We start from the raw sequence: 24,404 nt of genomic DNA, 5'->3' as shown, positions 1-24,404 counted from the left end.
TGTATATATAACTTGTATCTATTATAAATTGAGTACGCTGACATCTCGTGAGTGTGCTTGAGAAATTTAATCTTAAAAACGAAGATTCATGAAAAAAAGAAGTAGTATTTGGATATTGAGCTTGTTGGTTATGGTTAGTTGGGCTTTTGCTCCTTTGCAAAAGAAAAAACCATTTACTATAGTTTTACTACCGGACACGCAGAATTATGCTGAAAAGTATCCGAACATATTTCGTGCTCAAACTACGTGGGTAGCTGATAAGAAAAACAACATAACATTTGTTTTGCAATTGGGGGACATAACTAATAATAATAGTCCGGAACAATGGCATGTCGCCAAAGAGGCATTCGAAATTATGGATGGAAAAGTTCCCTATTCTTTCGTGGTAGGTAATCACGACATAGGTACTCATGGCTGGACTGATACTAGAAATACAAACTTATTTAATCAATACTTGCCTTATAGTAAGTATTCTAAAATGCCCAATTTTGGAGGGGCGTTTGAAGATGGCAAAATGGATAATACTTGGTATGCATTTAAAGCCGGCGGCTATGACTGGCTCGTACTGAACTTGGAATTTGGGCCACGTAATATTGTACTAGACTGGGCTAATGAAGTTGTACGCAAACATCCAAAGCATAAGGTTATTGTTAACACGCATGCTTATATGTACTCTGACGATAAACGGATTAGCGTACGCCATAATCATAAATGGACCCCTCAAAGCTATGGAATCGGTAAAGACACAGGCCCTAATCAGGTGAATGATGGTGAAGATATGTGGGAGAAGTTTGTCCGCAAGCATAAGAACATCATGTTTGTATTTAGCGGACATGTTTTGAATGAAGGTGTTGGAACATTGGTAAGCAAGGGAGATCATGGTAATGATGTATATCAAATGTTAGCTAATTTCCAATCCGGCGTTATTGGATCCGAGAATGGTGGAAATGGTTTTTTAAGACTGATAACGATCGATCCTAAAAAAAAGAAAGTTATTGTTAAAACCTATTCTCCCTATTTGGATCAGTATAAACAAACACCCGAACATAATTTTCAGTTTGACAATGTCGCCTTTTAGTGTCTTCTAAGACGAGTGAATATATTTATCTCAGCACTATTGTTACTATGCTTTTGGGTAGAATTATTTATAATTGTGTAACAAATTTTTATTAGTGAAAAAGAGGGTTTCTATAAAAGATATTGCGGAGAAAGTAGGCGTTTCAACGGCACTTGTTTCTTATGTGTTAAACGGAAAAGAAAGGGAAGCTAGAGTAGGGCAGGAGATTGCAAAAAAAATACGTAAGGTCGCAGCAGACCTGAATTATCAGCCGAACCTTATAGCTCGAGGACTAAAATTCGGACGTACTAACACACTAGGCCTTATAGTTGCCGATATTTCCAACCCCTTTTTTGCTACATTGGCAAGAAGTATTGAGCTGGAAGCACAGAAAAATGGTTATACTGTACTTTTTGGAAGCAGTGATGAACAATTGGATAAATCCCAAAATCTTATTAATACTTTTTTAAGCCGACAAGTAGACGGATTGATTATTACACCTGTAGCCGGATCTCAATCACAGATCGAGGAGCTAAAAACTAAGGGTATTCCGTTTGTGTTGATGGATAGAGGTTTTTCTGATCTTGAAACCAGTGTGGTGGTAACAGATAACCATGAAGCTATGTATAGTGCTGTAAAACTACTTACCGATAATGGTTACAGAAAAATCGGAATGATTGCTTACGATACGCCGCTTACGCATATGCAGGATCGTATAAAAGGATACAAAGATGCCCTCAAGGATGCAGGTATTCGTTTCCAATCTAAATGGTTAAAGAAAGTTCCATTCGAAGATTACAAGGAGCGGGTAGCCAGGGCTGTTTTGCAGTTGATTGATAAGAAATCTCAACCTGTAGATGCGTTGGTATTTGCTACTAACAGTATTTCTGTACAAGCGTTAAAGATTATTCATGCTCAAAAACTCGTAGTTCCCGATGATCTGGGAATTATTAGTTTTGACGAGAGTGATGCTTTTGAATTTTTCTATACTTCCATTACCTATATCAAGCAGAACCTGAATGAAATCAGTAAAAAGGCTGTTCAGACATTGCTTAAAAACATTAACAGCGTTACCCCTAAAGTAGAAAGAGTAATAGTGCCTTCAACAATTGTCGTTGGAGTAAGTAGTGGTAAAAAACTAAAAGAAAAAGTTGTCGTTTGATGATTTTCTTTATTAGCCGTAATTTAAACGTGTAAGCAGGCAATTTTGTATTTTTGTTTAGAAAGTATCGATATGAAAAAAAATTTACTACTACTACTTGTCATTTTCGCCACGATTGCTGCTAAGGCACAGCAAGGCAAGTTCAACGGCCTTGATATGAACATGGGTAATCTGTCTAAATTGTCAGACGCCAAGACCCGTTCCATTAGCCCTGAAAACTTTACCGGTGAAAAAGGGAGAGGTGGTATGGCCGATCCTGCAAAGGATAAGGGAAAACGAAATGTAGCCAATGCTGCCCACGAAGCAAGAGATTTAGGAGTGGGTTGGAAAGTGAACCCTTTCATTATTATTGAACCGGGAGAAACCTTTACGATGGCTGATATTCAGGGACCTGGTGCTATTCAGCATATCTGGATGACGCCTACAGGCAATCTAAACTTTTCGATTCTTCGCGTATACTATGATGATGAAAAAGATCCTTCGGTAGAGTGTCCTATTGGCCCATTCTTTGCCTCGGCGTGGAATGAGTTCTCACCTCTGAATTCACTAGCAATGACGGTAAACCCGGGAAGCGCATTTAACAGTTATTGGAAGATGCCTTTCAGAAAACGCATCAGAATTACAATGGAGAATATTGATAGCCAGCCAATGCGCCTATATTATCAGATTACCTATGCATTGACTGAGGTAGGCGAGGATGAGGCTTACTTCCATGCACAATATCGCCGCAGCAAGCCCAATATGAGCTCTCTGCATACCATTGTTGATGGAATTAAAGGTAAAGGACATTATGTAGGTACCTATATGGGTGTTGGTGTCAATAATAACGGCTGGTGGGGCGAAGGCGAAATTAAGTTTTTCATGGATGGCGATAAGGATTATGCCACTATCGTAGGAACCGGTACCGAAGATTATTTCTGCGGCTCTTACAATTTTGAAAATAAACGTACCCGTCAGTATCAGGAGTTTTCTACTCCCTATGCCGGATTGCATCAGGTAATACGTCCCGACGGATTATATGCCTCTCAGATGCGTTTTGGAATGTACCGTTGGCACATTATGGATCCTATTCGCTTTGAAAAAGATTTAAAAGTGACCATTCAGGATTTGGGATGGCGATCCGGAGGTCGTTATCTACCGCAAAACTCTGATATCATTACTGTGGCATATTGGTATCAAACTGAGCCTCATAATAAATTCCCTAAACTTCCCAGTGCAGATGTGTTAGAAGTAAACTAATAAAACTTTACATCCATGAAATATTTTTCTTTAACGATTGCGTTGGCCGGTTGCTTAATAACGGCATGCAACAGCGGCACAAACAATAATGATTCATCAGCTAATACCACAGATAATACAATGGAAAGTTATGCCCAAGGCAGTTTTGGATACGATGTCCAATTTTTGCAGCAGCAAGATAGCTCGCTTATTATACTTAAAAGTGAAGATGGATTAAGTCAGGTCATCGTATCGCCAAAGTATCAGGCAAAAGTATTCACTTCAACTGCCGATGGTTTGAGTGGTAAGAGCTTCGGATGGGTGAATTACAAAGCTTTCGACGGACCACTGGATGAGCATATGAATGCTTACGGTGGCGAGGATAGATTATGGCTGGGACCCGAAGGCGGTGTATTTTCACTTTATTTTAAGCCCGGGGCTAAAATGGAGTTTGCCAATTGGAAAACTCCTGCACCCATTGATACGGAGGCTTGGACATTGGTGTCTGCCGATGGTGTTTCTGTTGTCATGAGTAAGGATATGGAGCTGCTGAACTATGCAGGAACTACTTTAAAGATTAAAGCAGATCGTAGTGTCACGTTAATCGGTACTGCAGATATTCATTCCGATTTAGGCATCACGCTGGACAACTCAGTAAAAGCGGTAGCGTTCAGAACCGAGAATAGTCTTACTAATGCGGGTCCAAACCCCTGGGACGAGCAAAGTGGAGCTCCTTGCATGTGGAGCTTGGATATGTTTGCTCCTTCTGAGGGTTGCACTATTGTTATTCCTTATAATGATAAAGCCACAGGTAAAGTAGCTACTACTGATTATTTCGGAGAAATAGCAGCGGATAGAATTACGTATAAAGATGGCATCCTTTTCTTTAAAGCTGATGGTAAATCACGAGGTAAATTAGGAATTCCACCTGCACGTGTAAAAGATGTTGCCGGTAGCTACGATGCCACCCATAATGTACTCACTATCGTAAAATTTGATATTCATCCTTCCGGAAAATACTTGAATCAAGAATGGCGTACCGACCGCGAGCCTTTTAGCGGTGATGCCATGAATGCTTATAATGATGGCCCCCTGGAAGATGGCAATCAGATGGGGCCTTTTTATGAAATTGAAAGTGTTTCACCTGCAGCATTCCTGAAACCCGGCGAAAAGCAAGTGCATAAACATAATGTGTATCATTTTATCGGCAATAAAACCGCTTTAAGCGAAATCGCTAAGAAAGTGTTGGGCGTTTCGGTTGAAGACATTGAAAAGATATTTAAGTAGGCAGTTTCTATAAAGTGTGTTAACCAATTAATTTTTGAAAACTAATGGCGAAAAAGCAAAAGTTACAGAATAACAAATATCCGAGAATTGGTATTCGTCCTATTATTGATGGACGTTTAGGAGGTATTAGAGAATCGCTAGAGGCGACTACTATGGCTATGGCAAAGTCCGTGGCCGAATTATATACCCGTGAGCTCAGATATCCTGATGGTACTCCCGTAGAATGTGTGATTGCCGATACTACCATTGGAGGTGTAAAAGAAGCTGCAGCGTGTGCGGAAAAATTTGAGGCCAATAACGTGGGTGTTTCTTTATCGGTAACGCCTTGCTGGTGTTATGGTTCAGAAACAATGGACATGAATCCTTATATACCTAAAGCAATATGGGGATTTAATGGTACGGAGCGTCCGGGTGCTGTTTATCTTGCAGCCACACTGGCAGCACATAATCAAAAAGGACTTCCTTGTTTTGGTATATATGGAAAAGATGTGCAGGATATGGGTGATACTACAATCCCTGCAGATGTGGAAGCTAAACTATTGAATTTTGCAAGAGCAGGGCTCGCTGTTGCTATCATGCGAGGGAAGTCCTATCTGGCCATAGGTTCTGTGTCCATGGGAATTGCTGGCTCTATCGTAGATCCCCAGTTTTTCCAGGATTATCTGGGTATGCGCAATGAATATGTAGATTCCACAGAAGTATTACGTAGGATTCAGCTGGGTATTTATGATCATGATGAGTTCAAGCGCGCGATGGTATGGGTAAAGAAATATTGTAAAGAAGGAAAAGATCTGAATAGAAAAGAAAAGGTAAAATCACGCCGTGAAAAGGATAAAGACTGGGAGTTTGTTGTGAAGATGACTATGATTATCCGAGACCTGATGGTCGGAAATCCAAAGCTGGCTAAGATGGGATATGAAGAGGAAGCATTAGGTCATAACGCTATTGTTTCCGGATTCCAAGGGCAACGTCAGTGGACCGATTTCTTACCGGATGGTGATTTTTCCGAGGCTTTGTTGAATTCTTCATTCGATTGGAACGGCATTCGTAATCCATATATAGTAGCAACCGAAAATGATTGTTATAACGGCGTTTCTATGCTGTTTAATTATTTGCTCACCAATACAGCACAGATTTTTGCTGATGTACGTACCTATTGGAGTCCGGATGCTACAGAGCGCGTGACAGGGTGGAGACCCGATGGTATAGCAGCAGATGGGTTTATTCATTTAATAAACTCGGGTTCGGCTTCACTGGATGGTACAGGCCGGCAGTCCAAAGATGGTAAACCGGTAATGAAACCTTTCTGGGAAATTACACAAAAAGAGGTGAAAGCTTGTCTAGACGCTACAGAATGGAGCCCTTCCAATCGTGATTACATGCGTGGTGGAGGTTTTTCATCTACTTTTTTAACCAGAGGTGGTATGCCGGTTACTATGTGTCGTTTGAATTTGATAAAAGGCCTAGGGCCAGTGCTGCAAATTGCAGAAGGTTATACCATTGACTTGCCCAAGCATGTACATGATATATTGAACAGACGTACAGACCCTATATGGCCTACCACATGGTTTGTACCTAATACTACTGGTAAAGGACCATTTAAAGATGTATATTCTGTAATGGCTAATTGGGGTGCGAATCACGGCGCTATTAGTTATGGTCATATTGGTGATCAGTTGATCACACTTGCCTCTATGCTTCGTATTCCTGTGGCTATGCACAATGTAGATGAGGGACGTATTTTCAGGCCTTCTGCATGGGGTGCATTTGGTATGGATCCTGAGGGATCGGACTATAGAGCTTGTTCTGTATATGGACCTTTGTATAAGTAGGCAAATTATCTGAGGGCTTGGAAGTAGCTTGTATCATTATAAATTCAAAAGTGATATTAGCCAAGAAATCTGTATTTTACTGCCCCTCAATATCAAAACGATTTTTAAATATGTCAATGAAAAAACAATCACTGTTTGTAAAGGACGGTATTAATTACGCCGCCCCGTTTGCTGCCATTAGTTCTTTGTTCTTTTTGTGGGGTGTAGCCCATGGTTTGTTGGATACACTGGACAAGAACTTTCAGGACATGCTGCATCTGAAAAAATGGCAATCTAGTTTTATTCAGTTTTCATTATACGGGGCTTACTTTGGGATGGCCATTCCTGCGGGTTTGTTCATGAAGAAGTACGGATATAAGAAAGGGGTGATTTTTGGGTTGCTTCTTTTTGCTTTTGGAGCATTATTGGCTGCAGCTACAGCACCTGCACAGTCTTTTGTGCTTTTTTTATTGTGCCTTTTAATTATCGGTTCGGGACTTACTACATTGGAAACAGCAGCGAATCCTTATACTACCAAATTAGGACCGCCCGAAACAGCAGAGCGTCGTATTAACTTCTCCCAATCATTTAATGGTTTAGCATGGGTGGTAGGGCCATTGATTGCGTTGTATGTTTACGGTAATCAAAGTCATGTTGAGGGTGAAAAAATGATGTCGATCGTATTGCCCTTTGCACTGATAGGCCTAGCTGTGTTGCTGGTGGCTTTTATTTTCATGAGATTGAAGTTGCCTGAAATTACAGAAGAGGACGAGCTGGCAGCTCATGGAGGAGGACATGGTATTTCGGCAGTACCTGCTGCAGAGACAGACGCCGATATCAATGATCCTTCCAATCCCCGTTATGTGAGCAAAAAGCCACTGTGGCAAAATCGGCATTTTAAGTTGGGCTTTATTGCTCAAGCATGTTATGTGGCGGCGCAAACAGGGGTATTCAGCTATCTGATAAACTTCGTTACCGATCATGATATGCATCCACGCTTTGATGTAAAATATGGGCCGTATTTTTTGTCCATTGGATTTGCATTATTTATGATCGGACGGATATCAGGTAGTGCGATGATGAAATATGTGAAGCCTACAAAATTATTAGCACTATATGCACTTGCAGTGAGTGTGTTATTGCCTATAGTGTCTGCTAAATTGGGTTGGACTTCTTTGATCGCATTATATGGTGTTTTCTTCTTTATGTCAATTATGTTCCCTACTATTTTTGCGCTAGCTATTAAAGGGTTGGGAACAAAAACTAAGCAAGGGGCATCTTTCCTTGTGATGGCTGTGGCAGGAGGTGCCGTATTTCCCCCAATAATGGGTTTGGTAGCAGATACTTACGGTATGGCTGCAGGTTTTTTGGTGCCTATTCCGCTTTTCCTGTTTATACTGTATTATGCAATAAAGGGGTATAAGGTATTGGCATAATCCACAATCTAATAATTCAACCGTCTTAGGATGGTTTATACTTTTTTTAGGTAGTAACCTATAGGCTGTATTATTTATTCATATTTCATTTTCAGGATACTGAAAATAAGCCTTTGCCATGTCTAATTCTATCTATGATATTATCACTACGCGCATGTACTTAAAAGTGTTTAGAATACTTGTTATTGTTTTTTTGATTCCATATACTTTGCTTGCCCAGCAAAAATCGGATATCCCCTCGGGGCTTAAGCGATTTGTTGCTTCAGTAAGCGCTTCAAAAATTGGAGAAGCTGTAGCTGAAATAGATTTTAAAAGATTATCTAAGGATCTGTATTATGGGCGTGTACGTTGGAACCTTTCTGCCAGCGTGCAGCAGAATGCTGTAGAAGTGACGGTGATTCCAGCTTTTCAGCCTAATTTTCATTGGGCACCCCATTTAACACCTACAGATAATCATATTATTCCACAACATGTATTTCGGGCACCGGCGTTGATTGTTGCTGATAACAGTTATACCTTTTCTCTCATTCCGGATTTAGATTTGATTAAAAAGAACAGTCTTCCCTGGATGATGGACCTCAATGCCAGAGATAATCGTCTGATGTTGGGACTGGGTAAATCCAAAATTACTGATCATGTATTGTATGAAAGGGAAATTGGGATGACGATCCCGTCAGGCGAAATGGTTATAGGTTTTTATCTATTGGTATCCGATAAGGCGGCTGCTATTCATAATCCATTTCATCGTACGATAAATTTTATGTGGACCCAATGGGGCGAGCCTTTATATAAAGTAGGGGAACCTTTGCACCAAAAGAGTATGGAGCCTTATGTGAAGCATACTTATGAGTGGGCGTTTAAAAACTGGAGAGATGCAGTATGGCAGGAATTTGATTTGAATGGTAAAAGGGTGGGAGCTCCGGTATTTATTGTGAATACCACACAAAGCCCCAATTATCCCGGACAAGTGAATGAGCGTGAATTTCGTTCAATATGGAATCAGGCTTGGTTTAACTCCCTACGCTCCGCACAGGGATTATATCGATATGCGCTACGAACACATAATGACACCTTAAAGAAGTATGCATTAATGACCAAAGAACTGGCATTAGCATTCCCGCAAACCAATGGTCTGTTTAAAAGCGTTATTGCTGTAGAGATGGAGCAGGTAGAAATAGATGGTAAAAAGGTTAATCGTTCCAAAAGCTGGGACACTCGCTACTTTGGCAATTCTAATCGTAATCCCTATACTTGGGATGCACGCTTATCTCCATATCATATTGCCGACATGAGCTTTACAGCTTATTGGATGCTGGTATGGTATAATGAGCTTGAACAAGACCACCGGCTATTATCGTATGCAAAAAATTATGCAGATGCTTTAATTCAACTTCAGGATGCCGAAGGCTTTTTCCCTGCATGGATGAATCTAGAAACATTACAACCGATGGAGCACCTACAACAGTCTCCAGAAACTAGCGTTTCAGTAACATTTTTATCCGCCATGTATAAGGCTACGGGTGATGTACGTTATCTGCAGGCTGCAGAAAGAGCAATGAAGGCGGTAATTACTAAGATAATCCCACAAGGGCAATGGGAAGATTTTGAAACATACTGGTCGTGCAGTCGTGTAGGAAGTGATAAGTGGGTAGGTAAGAAGGTAGCGCGCAACAATATGTTCAAGCAAAATACTTTTTGTATTTATTGGACTGCGGAGGCATTATTGGAGCTATATAAATTAACTCGTAAGAGGGAATATCTCCGATGGGGCCAACGTACACTAGATGAACTGTTGATGGCTCAGGCTATATGGCAACCGCCTTTTATAGCGATACGGAGTCTGGGAGGATTTGGTGTAATGAATGCTGATGCCGAATGGAACGACTCTAGGCAAAGTCTTTTTGCTGGATTGATTATTGAGTACGGAAAAGTACTGAAGAACAAGCAATATATACAACGTGGATTAGCAGCGTTGCGTGCTTCTTTTACCATGATGTATACACCCCTTAATCCTTCTACCATGAAACAATGGCAGGCGCGATGGCCATTCTTCGGAGAGAAAGATTATGGTTTTATGATGGAAAATTACGGGCATGACGGGGTGACTAATGATGCCGGCTTGGGCATTGGCGAATTTACCATTTACGACTGGGGTAATGGCGCTGCGGCCGAAGCTTATAACCGGCTTGTGGACAAATATGGTCGTCGCTTTGTAGAGGAAAATTAGCTAGTGGCGCTGTACTTTTTGTGTCGCTGCCCGAGAAATATCTTTAATGCAATAAAACCTATAATTCCTGCAATTAAAGAAGATATCAAAATCATCAGTTTGGCATTGTTGATGATTTCTGCATCTTCAAAAGCCAAGAGGGTAATGAATATGGACATCGTAAAACCTATTCCTCCAAGAAAGCCCACACCGTTTATCAGCTTCCAGTTAATATCACGTGGAAGCCTGCATATGCCCATTTTTACTGTGGCGAAAGAGAATAGAAATATTCCTATTGGCTTACCAAGAATAAGTCCTAATGCAATTCCTAAAGCATAATGCTCATTCAATAAACTGCTAAAAGAAGAGTGTACGGTAATAGCCGTATTAGCTAAGGCAAAAATAGGTAATATGATGAAGGCGACGGGTACATGCAAGAATTTTTGCAAGATGTATGAAGTGGAACGTTTATCACCATTGCCGAAGGGTATGGCAAATGCCAGCAGTACGCCGGTAATGGTGGCGTGTACACCACTATGCAGCATGTACCACCACATGAATACGCCGCCAATCAAATAGGGAATTAGATTTCGCACTTTTAGGCGGTTTAGGATGAGCAACACCGTCCATATTCCCAACGCTATTAAAAGATTGGACCATAGCAGGTCTTTGGTATAGAAAATAGCAATTACGAGTATCGCTCCCAAATCATCAATTACGGCTAGTGCAGTCAGAAATACTTTGAGTGATAGAGGTACCCGATTACCCAGTAGCGATAGTATTCCTAGTGCAAAGGCGATATCTGTAGCCATGGGAATACCGGCTCCAGATTGGGTGATGCTTCCTATGTTCAGCGACAAATACAAAGCCGCCGGAATGAGCATGCCTCCTAATGCCGCAAAAACCGGCAGTAAAGCATTTTTTATTTTAGAAAGTTCTCCTATGTAAATTTCTCTTTCCAGTTCCAGGCCGATGAGCAGAAAGAAAATCGTCATCAAACCATCATTGACCCAATGCTCAATGGAGCCTTCTCCAATTTTGGTATTCCAAAAGTGATGATAACTGTCATGGAAAGAGGAGTTGGCTATGGTCAACGAAATGATAGTACAAGCTATCAATATCAAACCACCGGATCTTTCGCTTTCTACAAATTCCTTAAACAACTTTGTAGCTCTCATAGTACTTCAAATTCGAGACAAATATAGCCATTGTAGTAAAAGGCTATGGGTGTAATGAAAAATGATATGCGGGATATCCTCCTTAAACTTTATACATTCTATTTGCTGAATTTATATATTCCAACGGATCAAAGGTCTTGTCGAACGACTCCTGCAGCTCTTTCATCTTAATCTCCAGATCGCGAATACGGCTGCCCAGCTGTGGATCATTTTTATATTTTTCAAATAGCTCTTTGTACTTTAAAAGATTTTGACTGATGCGAAATGTAACCTGACCAAAACGCTGCTTCAGCGATTGTACATCGTTCATCTGTATATACGCCTTTTGTCTCCATTCTTTAGGATTCTGATCACGTTCTGTTGCCACAAACTGTGCTGCTTTGTCGCGCAGCATGGTGAGGTATTGATAGCGTTTTTCGGCATCGTTTTCTTTCGAAAATTTGGCTTCAAAGTCGGCAGGAGTTATTTTTAGAATTGCTAGATTTTCTTTTAGCGTTTTGTCAAATTTCTTTTGCAAATCTTGTAGTTCGGTAGTAATGGCTTCCCACTCGGTTTCGATGCGTTCATTATCGTAATTAAACTGACTGATCTTCATGGTAAGGGTTAGCATCTCTTCACTTTGCGCTTTTAGGGCTTTTTCCTTTTTCCCTAAATTGTCGATATAGGATGTCATGCTTGAGAAAAGTGCCGAAGTGATGGGGCCGGTTACGGGAGCGCCTTTGGTAAAATTACCCGCAAAGTTCAGCAGATTATTAGTGACCGTCAATACAGGGCTTTCAGCTTTTTTCTCCTTTACAAATGCTGCATATTGATTATACCATTTGGTATAACCGTCGTAATTCATGGGATTGCCCGTTTCACTCAGTGAGTTGAAGAATGCTTTCGTAGAGTTGAACAGCATCAGCGGCTTGATTTCTCTATCCATGGATACGAGGTTCACCAATGCCGACTGATAATTGGCCTGAAAAAGATTGAGCTCATTTGCTTCGATGGCTTTTTGTTTTTCTTCAATCGCCTGTAGACGTTCGGCCAGTTTATCGGCCTTATCTTTTACATCTTTTGAGGCTGCTATGGACTTATCCAACATCGATAGTCGCTGATCCAAAGATATTACAGTGGAATCAATCGATCTTGTTTTCTGCTGGAAAACATGTTGGATTTCATTCAATACCTTGTCTCTTAAATTCATTTCCTGTTGAGTACTATCATTTACCTGTGCAACGGCTGTACTAGTTGTAAACACGAATGAAATGGCCCAAAGCTTTTTCATAACGCAAAATTTATGATGGTAAAGAGATATATCGCAAACAAAAGCATTGCTCAATCCAACAAAGATAATCTTATCAAAGGCTTTAGCGAAATATAAACGGGTGAAGTTCACTCCAATAAAAGTTTAAACAGGCACAATAGTTGTCTGATAGCTAAAAAAATCATAAAATTACCGTCAATTATAAAAAAGCTTTTTTTGTAAGCGATTCAGGTTTTAATTTTCGAGATTCTATGAAGCAACGCATCGTACAAAAGCCCTGTTTTTTTGTATTCGCATGGATATTATTGTGTAATTTTTCTTTACGCGCGCAGGATATCGTTTCCAAAATTGAAAATTATGCCGCAGCCTATAGTGCAGAGCGGGCATATCTGCATTACGATAAGTCCTCTTATTTTCCGGGAGAAACCATCTGGTTTAAGGCATATGTGTTGAATGAGCTGGCCCCGGCAACAGAAAGTAAGAACTTTTATGTCGACTGGATTGATGATAAGGGGCAGGTACTACATCATACAGTAGCACCTCTCGTCAATGGGCTTACAAACGGTCAGTTTGATATTCCCGAGGATTATAAAGGAAAATTCATAGCGGTAAGAGCGTATACGCGTTGGATGCTCAATTTCGACTCTTCTTTTCTTTATAAGAAGACCATTAATATTATCCAGAAGGATGTTACCAAAACCCCTCAGCAAATAGTGGTGAAGCCTGTGTTGGAATTCTTTCCCGAAGGGGGGGATATTATTGCCGGTGTATTAAATAAGGTAGCCTTTAAAGCCCGTGATCAATGGGGGCGACCCGTTAAAATCAAAGGTGTTGTAACCGGTGCTGATGGGAAGACCATTGACAGCCTGCGCATAATACACGACGGTATGGGGTTTGTGATGCTTACGCCTCCAGCCGGCGCTAGCTTTACAGCCAAGTGGAAAGATGAACAAAATAATACTTACACGACGCCTTTGCCAGCCGTAAAGACTACTGGTGCCAATATTCAGGTGGCAGTAAGTGAGGGGCGCAGGAGCTTCAAGGTAAATCTTTCTTCTGATCTCGCCTCTCGGATGGACAGTGTGTACATCGTAGGTACCATGTTTCAGCATGTAGTGTTCAATATCGCTAAATCTACCCAATCGGAAATAGTGGGTGTGGTTCCCATTGAAAACCTTCCGTATGGTGTACTCACCATTACGGTTTTTGATAAAAACTGGAATGCTTTAACCGAGCGTATTACTTATATCGATAATCATGCTCCCTATATTTTCAAACCCGAAATGGAAGTACAACGTTGGGGGTTGAGTTATCGTGCAAGAGATGAAATAAAAATTACGGTGCCGGAAAATATAGCTTCTTCCTTATCTGTATCGGTGACTGATTTGAACATTGATGCCGATACCACTGAAAATATTCTTTCTACATTGATGTTAACCAGCGAACTAAAGGGTAAGGTTTATAATCCGGCTTATTATTTTAAGGATCCTTCACTTGTAAAACAACAGCATCTGGATTTAGTAATGTTAACCAATGGTTGGCGCAGAATCAACTGGCAGCAGGTAACGAAAGGAGAATTGCCTAACATCGTTTATCCGAGGGATACATCGTATATGACGCTTTCGGGTATTGTGCAAGGTTTTGTTCCGGGTTCTTTGGGGGATGGTGCGATGGCCATGATGATCGTAAAACAGAAAGACAAGGAAAATCAGATGTATTTGGTGCCTATAAATCGCAACGGAACATTTGACGATCCTTCTGTTGTTTTATTTGATACTGCCCAGATTTACTATCAATTTCAGGATAAGAGTTTAGAAGGTGCAACCATACAGTTTTTCCCCAATAAATTACGTGTGCCTCCTGTAGGTAAGAATTATGCCGATGAAATTTTTCCCGATACTACTGGATTGGCCCGTCACCTGATGCTGGCTCTGGAACATAGTGAGAATGTTCAGAAGACAAAATATAAAGAGCTGGAAGCTGTGACGGTGAAAGCTAGAACAAAATCCTCCGTGGAGCTATTGGATGAAAAATATGCTACGGGATTGTTTAGCGGGGGTGATGCTATCCAATTTGATGTATTAAACGATCCCTTTGGAAAGGTGGGCGATATCTTCACTTATCTGCAGGGAAAAGTGGCCGGATTACAAATAAGTGGACAAGGCTCTAATGCTAGTTTAAGCTGGCGAGGTGGTGCGCCGCAGTTGTATTTGGATGAAGTTCCTACCGATGTACAAATGCTTTCATCCATCAACATTAATGATGTGGCTTATATTAAAGCCTTCAGACCTCCGTTCATGGGCGGATTTAATGGAGGAAACGGGGCTATAGCCATTTATACCCGAAGAGGAGATGAGGCTAGGAGTGAGAGTCAGGGTATTCCTAACAGCAAAGTATTTGGATATACGCAAATTCGTGAGTTTTATTCTCCTCGTTATCTACGCCCAGAGGAAGATCCCGGAGCCGAGAGGGATGTGCGTACTACTTTATATTGGAACCCGAACGTAACGGTAAACCCGAATACCAAGCAAATTGTGTTGTCTTTCTACAATAATGATGTTACTGATGCCTTCCGCGTGGTGATTGAAGGAATGACGGTAGATGGAAAGTTGGCTCACTTGGAAGAAATTATGGAATAACAGCCTAGGTTTTTCTCAATGAAAAGCCCGAAGAAGTAAAACTACTGCTTCGGGCTTTATTATTATGGTTGATATGAATTACTCCTCATTGTTGAAGTAAAGCTTATAAAATCTTCCTTTTTCATCTTCGCCGTGCTCAATTTTGCTACGGTCGCCGTGAATGTAAATGTGAAAATTTTTGTCCAGCTTTATCACACTTTTATAATGACGCTGTTGCCGTTTTACTGCTGCTGGCGATATGGAGAAGCTATCTTCAATGCTGATTGCTTTCTCCGCTTCATAGTGCTGTTTATAACGATTGAAGCTTTCGATATATTCCTGATGAAATAACACTTCATTATTAAAGGTTTCCTGATCGAAATGCTGTTTCTCTTTGAAAAAATTCAGGCTGCGGTTCAGCAAATCGGCCTGATCGGCCTTGGTAACATTGTATTCTTCTGGTAAATGCTCTATTACATATGACTTGTAAAGGGTCATCGTGCTTTCGGTATTAAAGTATTGATCCTTGCGCTGTTCCACTTTCAAAAATGCGTCTGTCCAATAACGGGCTTCGGCCGATTTACCTTTTCCGTCTACAATCGAAATCACAAAACCATTTTCTCTATCAATATTATAAATCATGCATCCTTTATCTAATTTGCTGATATTAATACCTTCTTCACTATCCACCTCAAAATTATCTTCAATAGGAGAAACTTTGAGGAATGGTTCTTTATTTTCCGATTTGAAAAGGCCCACTGCATCTACCGTGTCTCCATTAAGCAATCCTTCCTTAAAATATACTACAAAAAAATCGCCTCCTTTGATATTAGGATGGCTGCTTTGATTATAAAGGTGTTGTGCCAGCAGCTTTGACTGTGCCAATGTTTGTTCGGGCTTGTCAAAAATGGCACAAACGGATTTCCACACTTCATTGTTGCTAATATGGCCTTCGCTCGTAAACTGAAAATATTCCTCCGATTTGAACGGTGTTAAAAAGTACTTGACCAATAACTCTTTTACTTCCGGAGTCAATGCCAGCTCTTTTTGGGATAGATTCAAAAACTCACTTTCTACCTGATTTCCTACGCGATGTAAACAAATATGTGTAATAGCCGATCCTTCAAAATACTGCATAAGCTTGCTTTAAAAATGGGGCGTAAAGTAGAGAAAAATTAGCCATCAGCAATCGGTTATGCGGATATTTTTGCTGATTCTGACGTATAACCGAGCATAAGGTAATTGTTGTCCTATTTTTTGATGATTTTTTAGTTCCGATTTCAATAAATAACAATCTGAATATCTTACCTTATACATCATAAATTCTTGTTACCTTTGCACGCCCTGCGGGATTTTAGTATATGAAGCATATTAGAAATTTTTGCATAATTGCCCATATTGACCATGGTAAAAGTACCTTGGCCGATCGTTTATTGCAGTCTACCAATACTGTTAGCGACCGTGAAATGATGGACCAGGTTTTGGACGACATGGATCTAGAGCGGGAGAAAGGTATTACTATTAAAAGTCATGCCATCCAAATTAACTATCGGTCGAAAGCAGGTGAGGATTATGTGTTGAATCTGATCGATACGCCCGGCCACGTAGACTTCAGCTATGAGGTGAGCCGTGCACTGGCAGCCTGTGAGGGCGCCTTATTGTTGGTAGATGCTACTCAGGGTATTCAGGCGCAGACTATCAGCAACCTCTATCTGGCTATTGATAACGATCTGGAGATTATTCCCGTAATCAATAAGATCGATATGGACGGTGCCATGATCGAAGAGGTAAAGGATCAGATTATTGATCTTATCGGCTGTAAGCCTGAAGATATTTTGCTGGCGAGTGGACGAACCGGGCAGGGGGTAGATGAAATTCTGGAAGCTATTGTGCAAAGAATTCCACCTCCCGAGGGCGATGAAAATGCACCGCTCCAAGCACTGATTTTTGATAGTGTATTTAACAGTTTTCGCGGCATTATCGTGTATTTCCGTGTGATGAACGGAATTATACGAAAAGGTGATAAAATTAAGTTCGTTAGTACCGGTCAGGAATATGAAGCGGATGAAGTGGGTATTCTGAAGCTCAAGATGACCGAGAAAAAAGAGATAAAGGCCGGCGATGTGGGGTATATCATTACCGGTATTAAAAACGCTAAGGAAGTGAAGGTGGGGGATACCATTACAATGGCCAATAATCCCACCCCCGAAGCTATTAAAGGTTTTGAAGAGGTAAAACCGATGGTATTTGCCGGGATTTATCCTGTGAATACTGATGATTTTGAGGAATTGCGCGACTGCATGGATAAGCTGCAACTTAATGACGCTTCTCTCACTTTTGAAGTAGAAACTTCGCAGGCGTTAGGTTTCGGTTTCAGATGCGGCTTTCTCGGCATGCTGCACATGGAAATTATACAGGAGCGCTTGGAGCGAGAGTTCAATCAGACGGTGATCACTACTGTTCCTAACGTAAGCTTCCTAGCATATACTACCAAGGGCGAAACCATTGTGGTAAATAATCCGTCGGAGTTTCCTGATCCAGTGAAAACCGATCGGATCGAGGAACCCTATATTAAAGCGCAAATCATTACCAAGCCCGAGTATATCGGTAATATTATGACGCTCTGTTTGGGCAAGCGCGGCATTCTGGTAAATCAAAATTACCTGACACCCACCCGTGTAGAGCTGGTGTTTGAAATGCCGTTGACAGAGATAGTATTTGACTTTTACGATAAACTAAAATCACAGACTCGCGGTTATGCATCATTCGATTATCATCCACTAGGATACAGAGAGAGTGATATTGTGAAAATGGATATTCTGCTGAATGGTGACAAAGTAGATGCACTGAGTGCGTTGATTCACCGTAGTCGTGCGCAAGAGTTCGGACGCAAGCTTTGCGAGAAACTGAAAGAGTTATTACCGCGTCAGCAGTTCCAGATTGCAATTCAGGCGGCCATTGGCGCTAAGATTGTAGCCCGGGAAAATATTTCTGCATTACGGAAAGATGTAACCGCTAAATGTTACGGTGGAGATATCAGCCGTAAGCGGAAGCTGTTGGAAAAGCAGAAAGAAGGTAAAAAGCGGATGCGTCAGATAGGAAATGTGGAGGTGCCCCAGGAAGCTTTCTTGGCAGTACTGAAGTTGGATGATTAGTAGGTGTAAACCCGCTAAGGAATGATGTATTAGAAAAAACATTTTGCTGCTGAAAAATCATCTTTTTTATTAAATTTGCGCTCCCAAAGTTCTTAATACTTTAATCGAGTTGGTTGCCCAGGTGGTGAAATTGGTAGACACGCTACTTTGAGGTGGTAGTGCTGGTAAAACGGCGTGCTGGTTCGAATCCAGTCTTGGGCACAATAAAAACCCCTTCTGACAGAAGGGGTTTTTTATTGCAGTAGGAATGAGTATGAAGTGAACTAATATCAATCATGTACCTGACAAGCTTCCAATACATTCCCGTCCGGGTCGTAAAACATAAAATACTTGGTGTAAGCATCCTCGATAATTTCATCTGCTTTCACACCTCTGTTGACCAATTCCTGGCGTAGTGCAGCGGCATCAGGTGTTTTAAAAATAGGGTAGCTGGCTGTGTCTTTATTTACTACGATAGCTTGTTGAGTGCCCCAAATTGTAAGGCTTACACCACTTTGGGTATCTAAGACTGCTAGTTGCATGTTTGCATCCTCAAACAATACACTAAAGCCCAGCTTTTCCATGTACCATTCTTTTGAAACGGTGAAGCTGCTAACTCTTATAATAACGGTATCGATACCTTGTAGAAGGTTGTTAATAGCGTTTTGCATTTTCGAGAGTTTTGTTTTGGTATGAATACTATTGGGCTTCGAATTTATTAAAAATTAGTGTTGGATTTATATGGCAATCGCAGTTTTGTGGGATACTATGCGTCCATGGCACTAGGAGATTATTTCATCAACCCTTTCGCTAACTTTCCCAATCGCTTTAGCTTTTCTTCTATTTGCTCCGACCACCGTTGTCCATAGCTTAGGCGTAGGCAGTTGTTGAATTGGTTTTGTAGAGAGAACATTCTGCCCGGCCCAATGCTGATTTTCTGACGAATAGCTATATCGTAAAGTTCTTCGGTGTTGATATTTTTACCCAGCTCTATCCAAAGCATAAAACCTCCCTGTGGTCGACTCACTTTTGTGTCTTCAGGAAAATATTCCGATACGGTTCGTATGAATTGTAAACTGTTGGCATGCAGTTCAGCTCTTAGTTTACGCAAATGATGTTCATATCTGCCTTTTTCTAAAAAATGTGCAATGGCCTGCTGGGTGATGGTAGTAGAAGAAACGGAGTGTGTAAATTTCTGATGAATAATTTTCTCCTTAAAACGTCCGGGTGCAATCCAACCTACACGATAACCCGGTGCCAAAGTTTTGGATACGGAACTACACCATAATACCCATCCTTCCTCATCGAAAGCCTTACAGGGCTTGGGGCGACTACTTCCGAAATATAAATCACCATAAAGGTCATCTTCAATCAACGGAATGCCCTGTGTGGCTAACATTTCCACTACAGCTTTCTTGTGGTCTTCGGGCATGCAACTGCCTAAAGGATTATTGAAGTTGGATACCAAAACACATGCTTTTATTTTTTTAAGCACTTTTTTCAATGCCTCTATTTCCACTCCTGTTACAGGATGCGTAGGAAGTTCAAGTACGTGTAGTCCCAGACTTTTGGCCAGTTGTAAAATACCGAAGTAAACCGGACTTTCAACCGCAATGGTATCGCCTTTCTTTGTAACTGTCATGAGCGCAAAAGAAAGCGCATTCATGGTTCCGGCTGTTGTAACAATATCATCCTCATGCATACGTCCGTTCCAGGTGTAAGTGAGCCAAGCAATATTCTTGCGTAGCTCGAGACTGCCCTGTATTTCTTCATATTCAGTACCTCCACCTTTGAGACTGCGCATGGCATGCATCAGTTCTTTATTAAGCCTAGCGATGGGTAATAATTCATTTTCCGGTACACCTAATGAGAATCGCGTGATGCTTTCATCACTGATACGCGCGTATACTTTTGCAATCAGTTTTTCCGTTGCATCTACTTCGCTAGGTCCCGAAGGCCGGCTGACCGATGGAACTGATAACCGCGAAGGTTCATAACTAACATAAAATCCTGACTGCGGACGCGAAGTAATCAATCCCTGCGCTTCTAGCTCCCAGTAGGCCTGAATTACAGTATTCAAGCTTACGCCATATTCTTTATGTAAAACCCGGAGAGAAGGCATTTTATCCCCTGTCTGAAGTGTTCCGTTTTTTATTTTTTCGGCTAAGGTAGTGGCAACCTTTCGGTATAATAATTCTTTCATTGCTTTAAACTGTATCTATCAAAAATACAAAAATTGTATCTGTATCCATATAATGTTTTTTCGTTCTTTTGTTGCTGACTTTAAATGTTGGCAGTATGCATATAAGAAATACCCTGATTTCAGAATTACCGTTGGTAGAAGCTATTTATGCAGAAGCTCGGGCCTATCAGTTACTGCAAAGTGGTTATAGCTGGCCGGTGTTTGAGCGTGCTTTTATCGAAAATGAGATATTGGAGAATAGGCATTATGTTTTAGATGATGGGCAGGGCGTGTTGGCCGCTGTATTTTCTATCGTATGGAAGGAACCGGAAATATGGAACGATACAAAAGGCAACGAAGCGATTTATCTGCATCGTATGGCAATTTGCAATCAATATCGTGGTCAGCAGCTGACTCGAAAAATAATAGACTGGGCAATTGTAATGGCCCAACAGCTGCATAAAAAATTCGTACGGGTGGATACTTGGGCGCAAAACAAGCAGTTGACCGATTATTATCAGCACTTGGGATTTCAGTGGGTGGGGCGTAGAAAGTTACCACCACAAAGTCATCTCCCGAAACACTATAATAATATTGAGGTAAATTTATTTCAAATAGTAGTATGAAACAGATTTGTGTTGAAAATTATCGGCCTGAATGGAGGCACTATTTTGCTGCTCTTAATAAAGCCTGGATTGAAAAGTTTTTTGTAATGGAGCCAGTTGATGAATATGTATTGTACCACCCCGAAGAAGCTATTCTACAAGATGGAGGAGTGATTTTATTTGCTGCATATGATCACCAAATTATAGGCACAGTGGCACTGAAGAAAATTGACGATACCACTATGGAACTGACTAAAATGGCCGTGGATGAGGCATTTCAGGGATTGGGAGCCGGAAAGCTATTATGTGAAACAGCCATTACGAAAGCCCGACAAATAGGTGTAAAAAAAATAATCTTGTATACGCAAAGCTCGCTACAAACGGCGTTAGTTATTTATAGAAGATTAGGTTTTAAGGATGTTCCTATTGAAGTTGGAAAATATAAGAGGGCAGATACCAAAATGGAATTGATGCTTTCAGGTAGTGCTGTACCTAATTCCTGACAGAAAATTATATGGATGCTAGGTGTCTTTTCGTTGTAATACATAATAGTAATGGAACAAAAATATCATAAATTGGATTTAAGAGTAGGGTATGAGCAAATGGATGTGAAAGCCATTCATCATTTTCTTAGTCAGCATAGCTATTGGGCTAAAGGCATCCCGTTCGATATGGTAAAGACATCCTTAGCGCATTCTTTTTGCTTGGGATTTTTCGATAATGCTAAGCAAGTAAGCTTTGCACGTCTGGTAACGGATTATGCTACTTTTGCTTATTTATGCGATGTATATGTATTGCCTGAATACAGAGGATGCGGATTATCCAAGAAAATGATGCAGCATATCATCAAACTCGATTTTGTACAAAGGCTACGTAGAGTGATGTTGGCTACCCGGGACGCTCATGGACTTTATGCGCAATTTAGCTTTAAGGCTCCAGCCCATCCTGAAGTATATATGGCCATAGAGCGAGGATATGATGTGTATGAAGAAAAAACGGCAAATTGATATTGCGATTCATTTAGTAGCATGTGATAACTTGCCCAAATAGACTTTTCTTAATGCGTCATCTAAATAAAGTGAAATTTATAATAATAGGCTGTCCTGTTTAACCGAGACAGCCTATTCAATCATTAGCTATTGATAGTTATTCTTTAACGAAGGTCAGCGGCTGAGGGATTTCGCGCACTTCAACGGCGCCATCGTAGGGCAATACCGGTATATCTTGGGCTAGCTTTACCGCCTGGTCTATATTTTCTGCGCGAATTACAACCTGACTCACTACGCGTCGATTGTCGGATAGCACTGATTCTTTCTTGATGTTTTTAGCGGAGCCGGTAACAGTATAACCTTCCCCCGGAAAAGCAAAACTGAACACATAGATTCCCTTAGCTTTCCAGTCATCTATCAATGCTTGCCACTGGGGAAATGCTTTCGCTGCAATTTCCGTACTATAGGAGAGTGGCACTCTTACCAATAAACTAAAATGTTTCATGGGCTGATGATTTTGGTGGGTTTGTGCGAATGATACATAGGGAATTAACAAACCTATGCTGAACAGTAATGCAAAATGGAGTGTCTTCATACAACGATTAAGTTTTACAGCAAAGTTCCCTTTAAAATTCTTTCTTGCATTGTAAAAAATCATTGATTTTGGGCCAGTATAATACGAAAACCTTTGGTAGTAGCTAATACTATGGGAATTAGAATGCACATCCAGAGCGATTGTTGATAGTGATGGTATTCATTATGTGCCATGTGCGTAGTAAAAGCTCCTATGGCGAAGGGTAACAATAATAATGCGCCTATGCTTTTCCAACGAGCATTTTTGATGCCATATAGCATAAATAGTACACCTAGAACTTCGGCTATACCTATAGCGAGTGTCCAGGGAACGTTAAAGCCCATTTCGTCCATTGCTTGGACCATTGTATTTTCAAGTATTACTTTGCGTAAACCTGCATATCCGAAAATAATAACTACTGCAGCAAATGCTATCCAATGAATAAATACTGTTGATTTCCTCATATTCTTAATATTTTTGACAAAGGTATTTTAGGCAGTTGGCCTTTTTTAAAACAGAGAAATTTGTAGGAATTGGAAAAGCATTCATTATGGCCTATTCAGTAAAAATATCCTCGACCAATTTTCAAAATAAGACCCATCTCAAAGAGTTTTGCAGCATTTTTAAGGCGCTGGATTTCATTGGTGGTAGATGGATGGTAAATATTCTGTCATATTTATTATCTTCATAGGCATTCTCAGTTAGCGAATGAAAATAGCTTATTATATAGTTGCTTATATTCAATAGGTGTAAGGCCGGTAATTTTTTGAATGCGATTCGAAAAGCTTTTAAATCGGTATAACCTACTTCAAACATTACCTCTTTAATACTCATTCTACTTGATTCGAAAAGGCGTTTTGCGGCTTCTATTTTCACACGTTGTATATATTCAAGAACGGTATTGTTTGTAGCAGCCTTAAATCGGCGTTCCAGGCTGCGGCGGCCCAATGCATATTGTTGGGCTAAGTCTTCTACTGTAAGGCGTTGATCCACATGTTGCTCAATATATTCCTGTATTTCTCTTATGGAGTCGTCCTGATGTTCCTTCTGACCCTGGAAGATGCTATAGGCTAACTGACTTTCGCGATTTAAGCCAATAGCAAAATATTTAGCCACAAGTACGCTAAGCTCTCGGTTGGTATATTTCTCAATGAGATGCAATAGCAAATTCCAGTAAAAATGAGCCCCACCGCTTGAATAGATACCTTTCTCTTCCGTTACAATATGTCCGTTTTGAACATGTACTTCAGGATATCGATGCTGTAGCAGATTTTGAAAATTCCAGTGTGTAGAGCAACGTTTCCCGTTTAGCAAGCCTGTTTCTGCCAACAGAAAAGCACCTAAACATAGAGCTGCAATTTCTGCACCACGCTGATATTGTTGTATAATCCACGGAATAAACGCTCTATTCAGCTCGATGGCTTTATTCAAATCGCCAGATAGGGCAGGGATAATAATCAGATCCGTTTTCCTTACATCTTGAATTAACTTATTAGTATGAATGGTATACGTACCGTCATACTGCTTCACATTATTTTTAAGTCCTACCAATTCGGTTATGAAATAAGGCTTCTTGCCTTGTTCCGTTAGAAAGCGATTTACGGTGTCAAAACAGTATTTGGGATCCGCTATGGCCTGTATGACCGCAGACTGGGGCACAAGAATGCTTACATGCTTCATATTTGCCATAACTTATAT

The 24,404-nt window shown here is 40.7% G+C and carries 20 protein-coding genes and 1 tRNA gene; 13 read left to right on the top strand and 8 right to left on the bottom strand.

Translation table 11 applies throughout. The features are described from left to right. The first annotated feature begins 88 nt into the window (after positions 1–88). From V2H41_RS12480 to V2H41_RS12450, 7 genes are all read left to right on the top strand, one after another. Positions 89–1,078: a metallophosphoesterase gene (locus V2H41_RS12480; protein ID WP_330975490.1), complete on the top strand. Its 990-nt coding sequence runs from the start codon at positions 89–91 to the stop codon at positions 1,076–1,078. 94 nt (positions 1,079–1,172) lie between these two features. Then, positions 1,173–2,219 carry a LacI family DNA-binding transcriptional regulator gene (locus V2H41_RS12475; protein ID WP_330975489.1) on the top strand — a complete coding sequence of 349 codons (1,047 nt, stop codon included), beginning with the start codon at positions 1,173–1,175 and terminating at the stop codon, positions 2,217–2,219. 72 nt (positions 2,220–2,291) lie between these two features. After that, a complete protein-coding gene (locus V2H41_RS12470) occupies positions 2,292–3,458 on the top strand; it encodes a glycoside hydrolase family 172 protein (protein ID WP_330975488.1) in 1,167 nt (388 codons plus the stop codon). 15 nt (positions 3,459–3,473) lie between these two features. Then, positions 3,474–4,724, top strand: coding sequence for a DUF6786 family protein (locus V2H41_RS12465; protein ID WP_330975487.1), 1,251 nt, complete (start codon positions 3,474–3,476; stop codon positions 4,722–4,724). A gap of 44 nt (positions 4,725–4,768) precedes the next feature. Continuing rightward, the gene (locus V2H41_RS12460) at positions 4,769–6,556 is read left to right on the top strand and encodes an L-fucose isomerase (RefSeq protein WP_330975486.1); all 1,788 of its coding nucleotides are present in this window, start codon (positions 4,769–4,771) and stop codon (positions 6,554–6,556) included. Between the two features lie 116 nt (positions 6,557–6,672). Continuing rightward, entirely contained in the window at positions 6,673–7,971 is a 1,299-nt protein-coding gene (locus tag V2H41_RS12455; RefSeq protein ID WP_330975485.1) for a sugar MFS transporter, read from the top strand. A gap of 118 nt (positions 7,972–8,089) precedes the next feature. After that, on the top strand, positions 8,090–10,198 hold the full coding sequence (locus tag V2H41_RS12450; protein ID WP_330975484.1) for a glycoside hydrolase family 88 protein: 2,109 nt from the start codon (positions 8,090–8,092) through the stop codon (positions 10,196–10,198). Here V2H41_RS12450 and nhaA read toward each other — a convergent pair. Both nhaA and V2H41_RS12440 read right to left on the bottom strand, forming a co-directional pair. Continuing rightward, positions 10,195–11,355 (bottom strand): Na+/H+ antiporter NhaA, encoded by a 1,161-nt coding sequence (gene nhaA / locus V2H41_RS12445; protein ID WP_330975483.1) that lies wholly within the window; start codon positions 11,353–11,355, stop codon positions 10,195–10,197. The genes V2H41_RS12450 and nhaA overlap by 4 nt on opposite strands. 82 nt (positions 11,356–11,437) lie before the next feature. Continuing rightward, positions 11,438–12,625, bottom strand: a complete 1,188-nt coding sequence (locus tag V2H41_RS12440) for a hypothetical protein (protein ID WP_330975482.1) — start codon at positions 12,623–12,625, stop codon at positions 11,438–11,440. Positions 12,626–12,855: 230 nt separating this feature from the next. Between V2H41_RS12440 and V2H41_RS12435 the strand changes: the two genes are divergently transcribed. Next, positions 12,856–15,243 (top strand): hypothetical protein, encoded by a 2,388-nt coding sequence (locus V2H41_RS12435; protein ID WP_330975481.1) that lies wholly within the window; start codon positions 12,856–12,858, stop codon positions 15,241–15,243. 78 nt (positions 15,244–15,321) lie between these two features. Here V2H41_RS12435 and V2H41_RS12430 read toward each other — a convergent pair whose 3' ends face one another. Continuing rightward, positions 15,322–16,359: a nucleoid-associated protein gene (locus V2H41_RS12430; protein ID WP_330975480.1), complete on the bottom strand. Its 1,038-nt coding sequence runs from the start codon at positions 16,357–16,359 to the stop codon at positions 15,322–15,324. A 224-nt stretch (positions 16,360–16,583) separates the two neighbouring features. On the opposite strand from V2H41_RS12430, the gene lepA reads away from it, so the two are divergent. Then, a complete protein-coding gene (gene lepA, locus V2H41_RS12425; protein ID WP_330975479.1) occupies positions 16,584–18,377 on the top strand; it encodes a translation elongation factor 4 in 1,794 nt (597 codons plus the stop codon). Positions 18,378–18,492: 115 nt separating this feature from the next. Beyond that, positions 18,493–18,578 (top strand) — tRNA-Leu (locus V2H41_RS12420). Positions 18,579–18,646: 68 nt separating this feature from the next. Here V2H41_RS12420 and V2H41_RS12415 read toward each other — a convergent pair. Continuing rightward, positions 18,647–19,027: a VOC family protein gene (locus V2H41_RS12415; RefSeq protein WP_330975478.1), complete on the bottom strand. Its 381-nt coding sequence runs from the start codon at positions 19,025–19,027 to the stop codon at positions 18,647–18,649. A 119-nt stretch (positions 19,028–19,146) separates the two neighbouring features. After that, positions 19,147–20,559 (bottom strand): aminotransferase-like domain-containing protein, encoded by a 1,413-nt coding sequence (locus V2H41_RS12410; protein ID WP_330975477.1) that lies wholly within the window; start codon positions 20,557–20,559, stop codon positions 19,147–19,149. Between the two features lie 95 nt (positions 20,560–20,654). On the opposite strand from V2H41_RS12410, the gene V2H41_RS12405 reads away from it, so the two are divergent. The 3 genes from V2H41_RS12405 to V2H41_RS12395 are packed head-to-tail and all read left to right on the top strand — an operon-like array spanning position 20,655 to position 22,150. Further along, the gene (locus tag V2H41_RS12405) at positions 20,655–21,164 is read left to right on the top strand and encodes a GNAT family N-acetyltransferase (protein WP_330975476.1); all 510 of its coding nucleotides are present in this window, start codon (positions 20,655–20,657) and stop codon (positions 21,162–21,164) included. After that, positions 21,161–21,646 carry a GNAT family N-acetyltransferase gene (locus V2H41_RS12400; protein ID WP_330975475.1) on the top strand — a complete coding sequence of 162 codons (486 nt, stop codon included), beginning with the start codon at positions 21,161–21,163 and terminating at the stop codon, positions 21,644–21,646. Before V2H41_RS12405 ends, V2H41_RS12400 begins: the two co-directional genes overlap by 4 nt. Before the next feature lie 51 nt (positions 21,647–21,697). Further along, positions 21,698–22,150: a GNAT family N-acetyltransferase gene (locus V2H41_RS12395; protein ID WP_330975474.1), complete on the top strand. Its 453-nt coding sequence runs from the start codon at positions 21,698–21,700 to the stop codon at positions 22,148–22,150. A gap of 139 nt (positions 22,151–22,289) precedes the next feature. Here V2H41_RS12395 and V2H41_RS12390 read toward each other — a convergent pair whose 3' ends face one another. From V2H41_RS12390 to V2H41_RS12380, 3 genes are all read right to left on the bottom strand, one after another. Continuing rightward, positions 22,290–22,727, bottom strand: coding sequence for a YciI family protein (locus tag V2H41_RS12390; protein ID WP_330975473.1), 438 nt, complete (start codon positions 22,725–22,727; stop codon positions 22,290–22,292). Positions 22,728–22,786: 59 nt separating this feature from the next. Further along, positions 22,787–23,170: a DoxX family protein gene (locus tag V2H41_RS12385; protein ID WP_330975472.1), complete on the bottom strand. Its 384-nt coding sequence runs from the start codon at positions 23,168–23,170 to the stop codon at positions 22,787–22,789. Positions 23,171–23,291: 121 nt separating this feature from the next. Continuing rightward, on the bottom strand, positions 23,292–24,395 hold the full coding sequence (locus V2H41_RS12380) for a GlxA family transcriptional regulator (protein ID WP_330975471.1): 1,104 nt from the start codon (positions 24,393–24,395) through the stop codon (positions 23,292–23,294). Positions 24,396–24,404 lie beyond the last annotated feature (9 nt).

The organism is Niabella digestorum, assembly GCF_036409055.1.
Taxonomy (GTDB): Bacteria; Bacteroidota; Bacteroidia; order Chitinophagales; family Chitinophagaceae; genus Niabella; species Niabella composti.
The sequence above is the reverse complement of the archived record's forward strand: the minus strand, read 5'-3'. Positions and strand labels throughout refer to the sequence as shown.

Coding starts and splice junctions, on each gene's coding strand:
- V2H41_RS12480 (WP_330975490.1), top strand. CDS start 89: ATGAAAAAAAGAAGTAGTATTTGGATATTGAGCTTGTTGGTTATGGTT.
- V2H41_RS12470 (WP_330975488.1), top strand. CDS start 2,292: ATGAAAAAAAATTTACTACTACTACTTGTCATTTTCGCCACGATTGCT.
- V2H41_RS12465 (WP_330975487.1), top strand. CDS start 3,474: ATGAAATATTTTTCTTTAACGATTGCGTTGGCCGGTTGCTTAATAACG.
- V2H41_RS12460 (WP_330975486.1), top strand. CDS start 4,769: ATGGCGAAAAAGCAAAAGTTACAGAATAACAAATATCCGAGAATTGGT.
- V2H41_RS12455 (WP_330975485.1), top strand. CDS start 6,673: ATGAAAAAACAATCACTGTTTGTAAAGGACGGTATTAATTACGCCGCC.
- V2H41_RS12450 (WP_330975484.1), top strand. CDS start 8,090: ATGTCTAATTCTATCTATGATATTATCACTACGCGCATGTACTTAAAA.
- nhaA (WP_330975483.1), bottom strand. CDS start 11,355: ATGAGAGCTACAAAGTTGTTTAAGGAATTTGTAGAAAGCGAAAGATCC.
- V2H41_RS12440 (WP_330975482.1), bottom strand. CDS start 12,625: ATGAAAAAGCTTTGGGCCATTTCATTCGTGTTTACAACTAGTACAGCC.
- V2H41_RS12435 (WP_330975481.1), top strand. CDS start 12,856: ATGAAGCAACGCATCGTACAAAAGCCCTGTTTTTTTGTATTCGCATGG.
- V2H41_RS12430 (WP_330975480.1), bottom strand. CDS start 16,359: ATGCAGTATTTTGAAGGATCGGCTATTACACATATTTGTTTACATCGC.
- lepA (WP_330975479.1), top strand. CDS start 16,584: ATGAAGCATATTAGAAATTTTTGCATAATTGCCCATATTGACCATGGT.
- V2H41_RS12415 (WP_330975478.1), bottom strand. CDS start 19,027: ATGCAAAACGCTATTAACAACCTTCTACAAGGTATCGATACCGTTATT.
- V2H41_RS12410 (WP_330975477.1), bottom strand. CDS start 20,559: ATGAAAGAATTATTATACCGAAAGGTTGCCACTACCTTAGCCGAAAAA.
- V2H41_RS12405 (WP_330975476.1), top strand. CDS start 20,655: ATGCATATAAGAAATACCCTGATTTCAGAATTACCGTTGGTAGAAGCT.
- V2H41_RS12400 (WP_330975475.1), top strand. CDS start 21,161: ATGAAACAGATTTGTGTTGAAAATTATCGGCCTGAATGGAGGCACTAT.
- V2H41_RS12395 (WP_330975474.1), top strand. CDS start 21,698: ATGGAACAAAAATATCATAAATTGGATTTAAGAGTAGGGTATGAGCAA.
- V2H41_RS12390 (WP_330975473.1), bottom strand. CDS start 22,727: ATGAAGACACTCCATTTTGCATTACTGTTCAGCATAGGTTTGTTAATT.
- V2H41_RS12385 (WP_330975472.1), bottom strand. CDS start 23,170: ATGAGGAAATCAACAGTATTTATTCATTGGATAGCATTTGCTGCAGTA.
- V2H41_RS12380 (WP_330975471.1), bottom strand. CDS start 24,395: ATGGCAAATATGAAGCATGTAAGCATTCTTGTGCCCCAGTCTGCGGTC.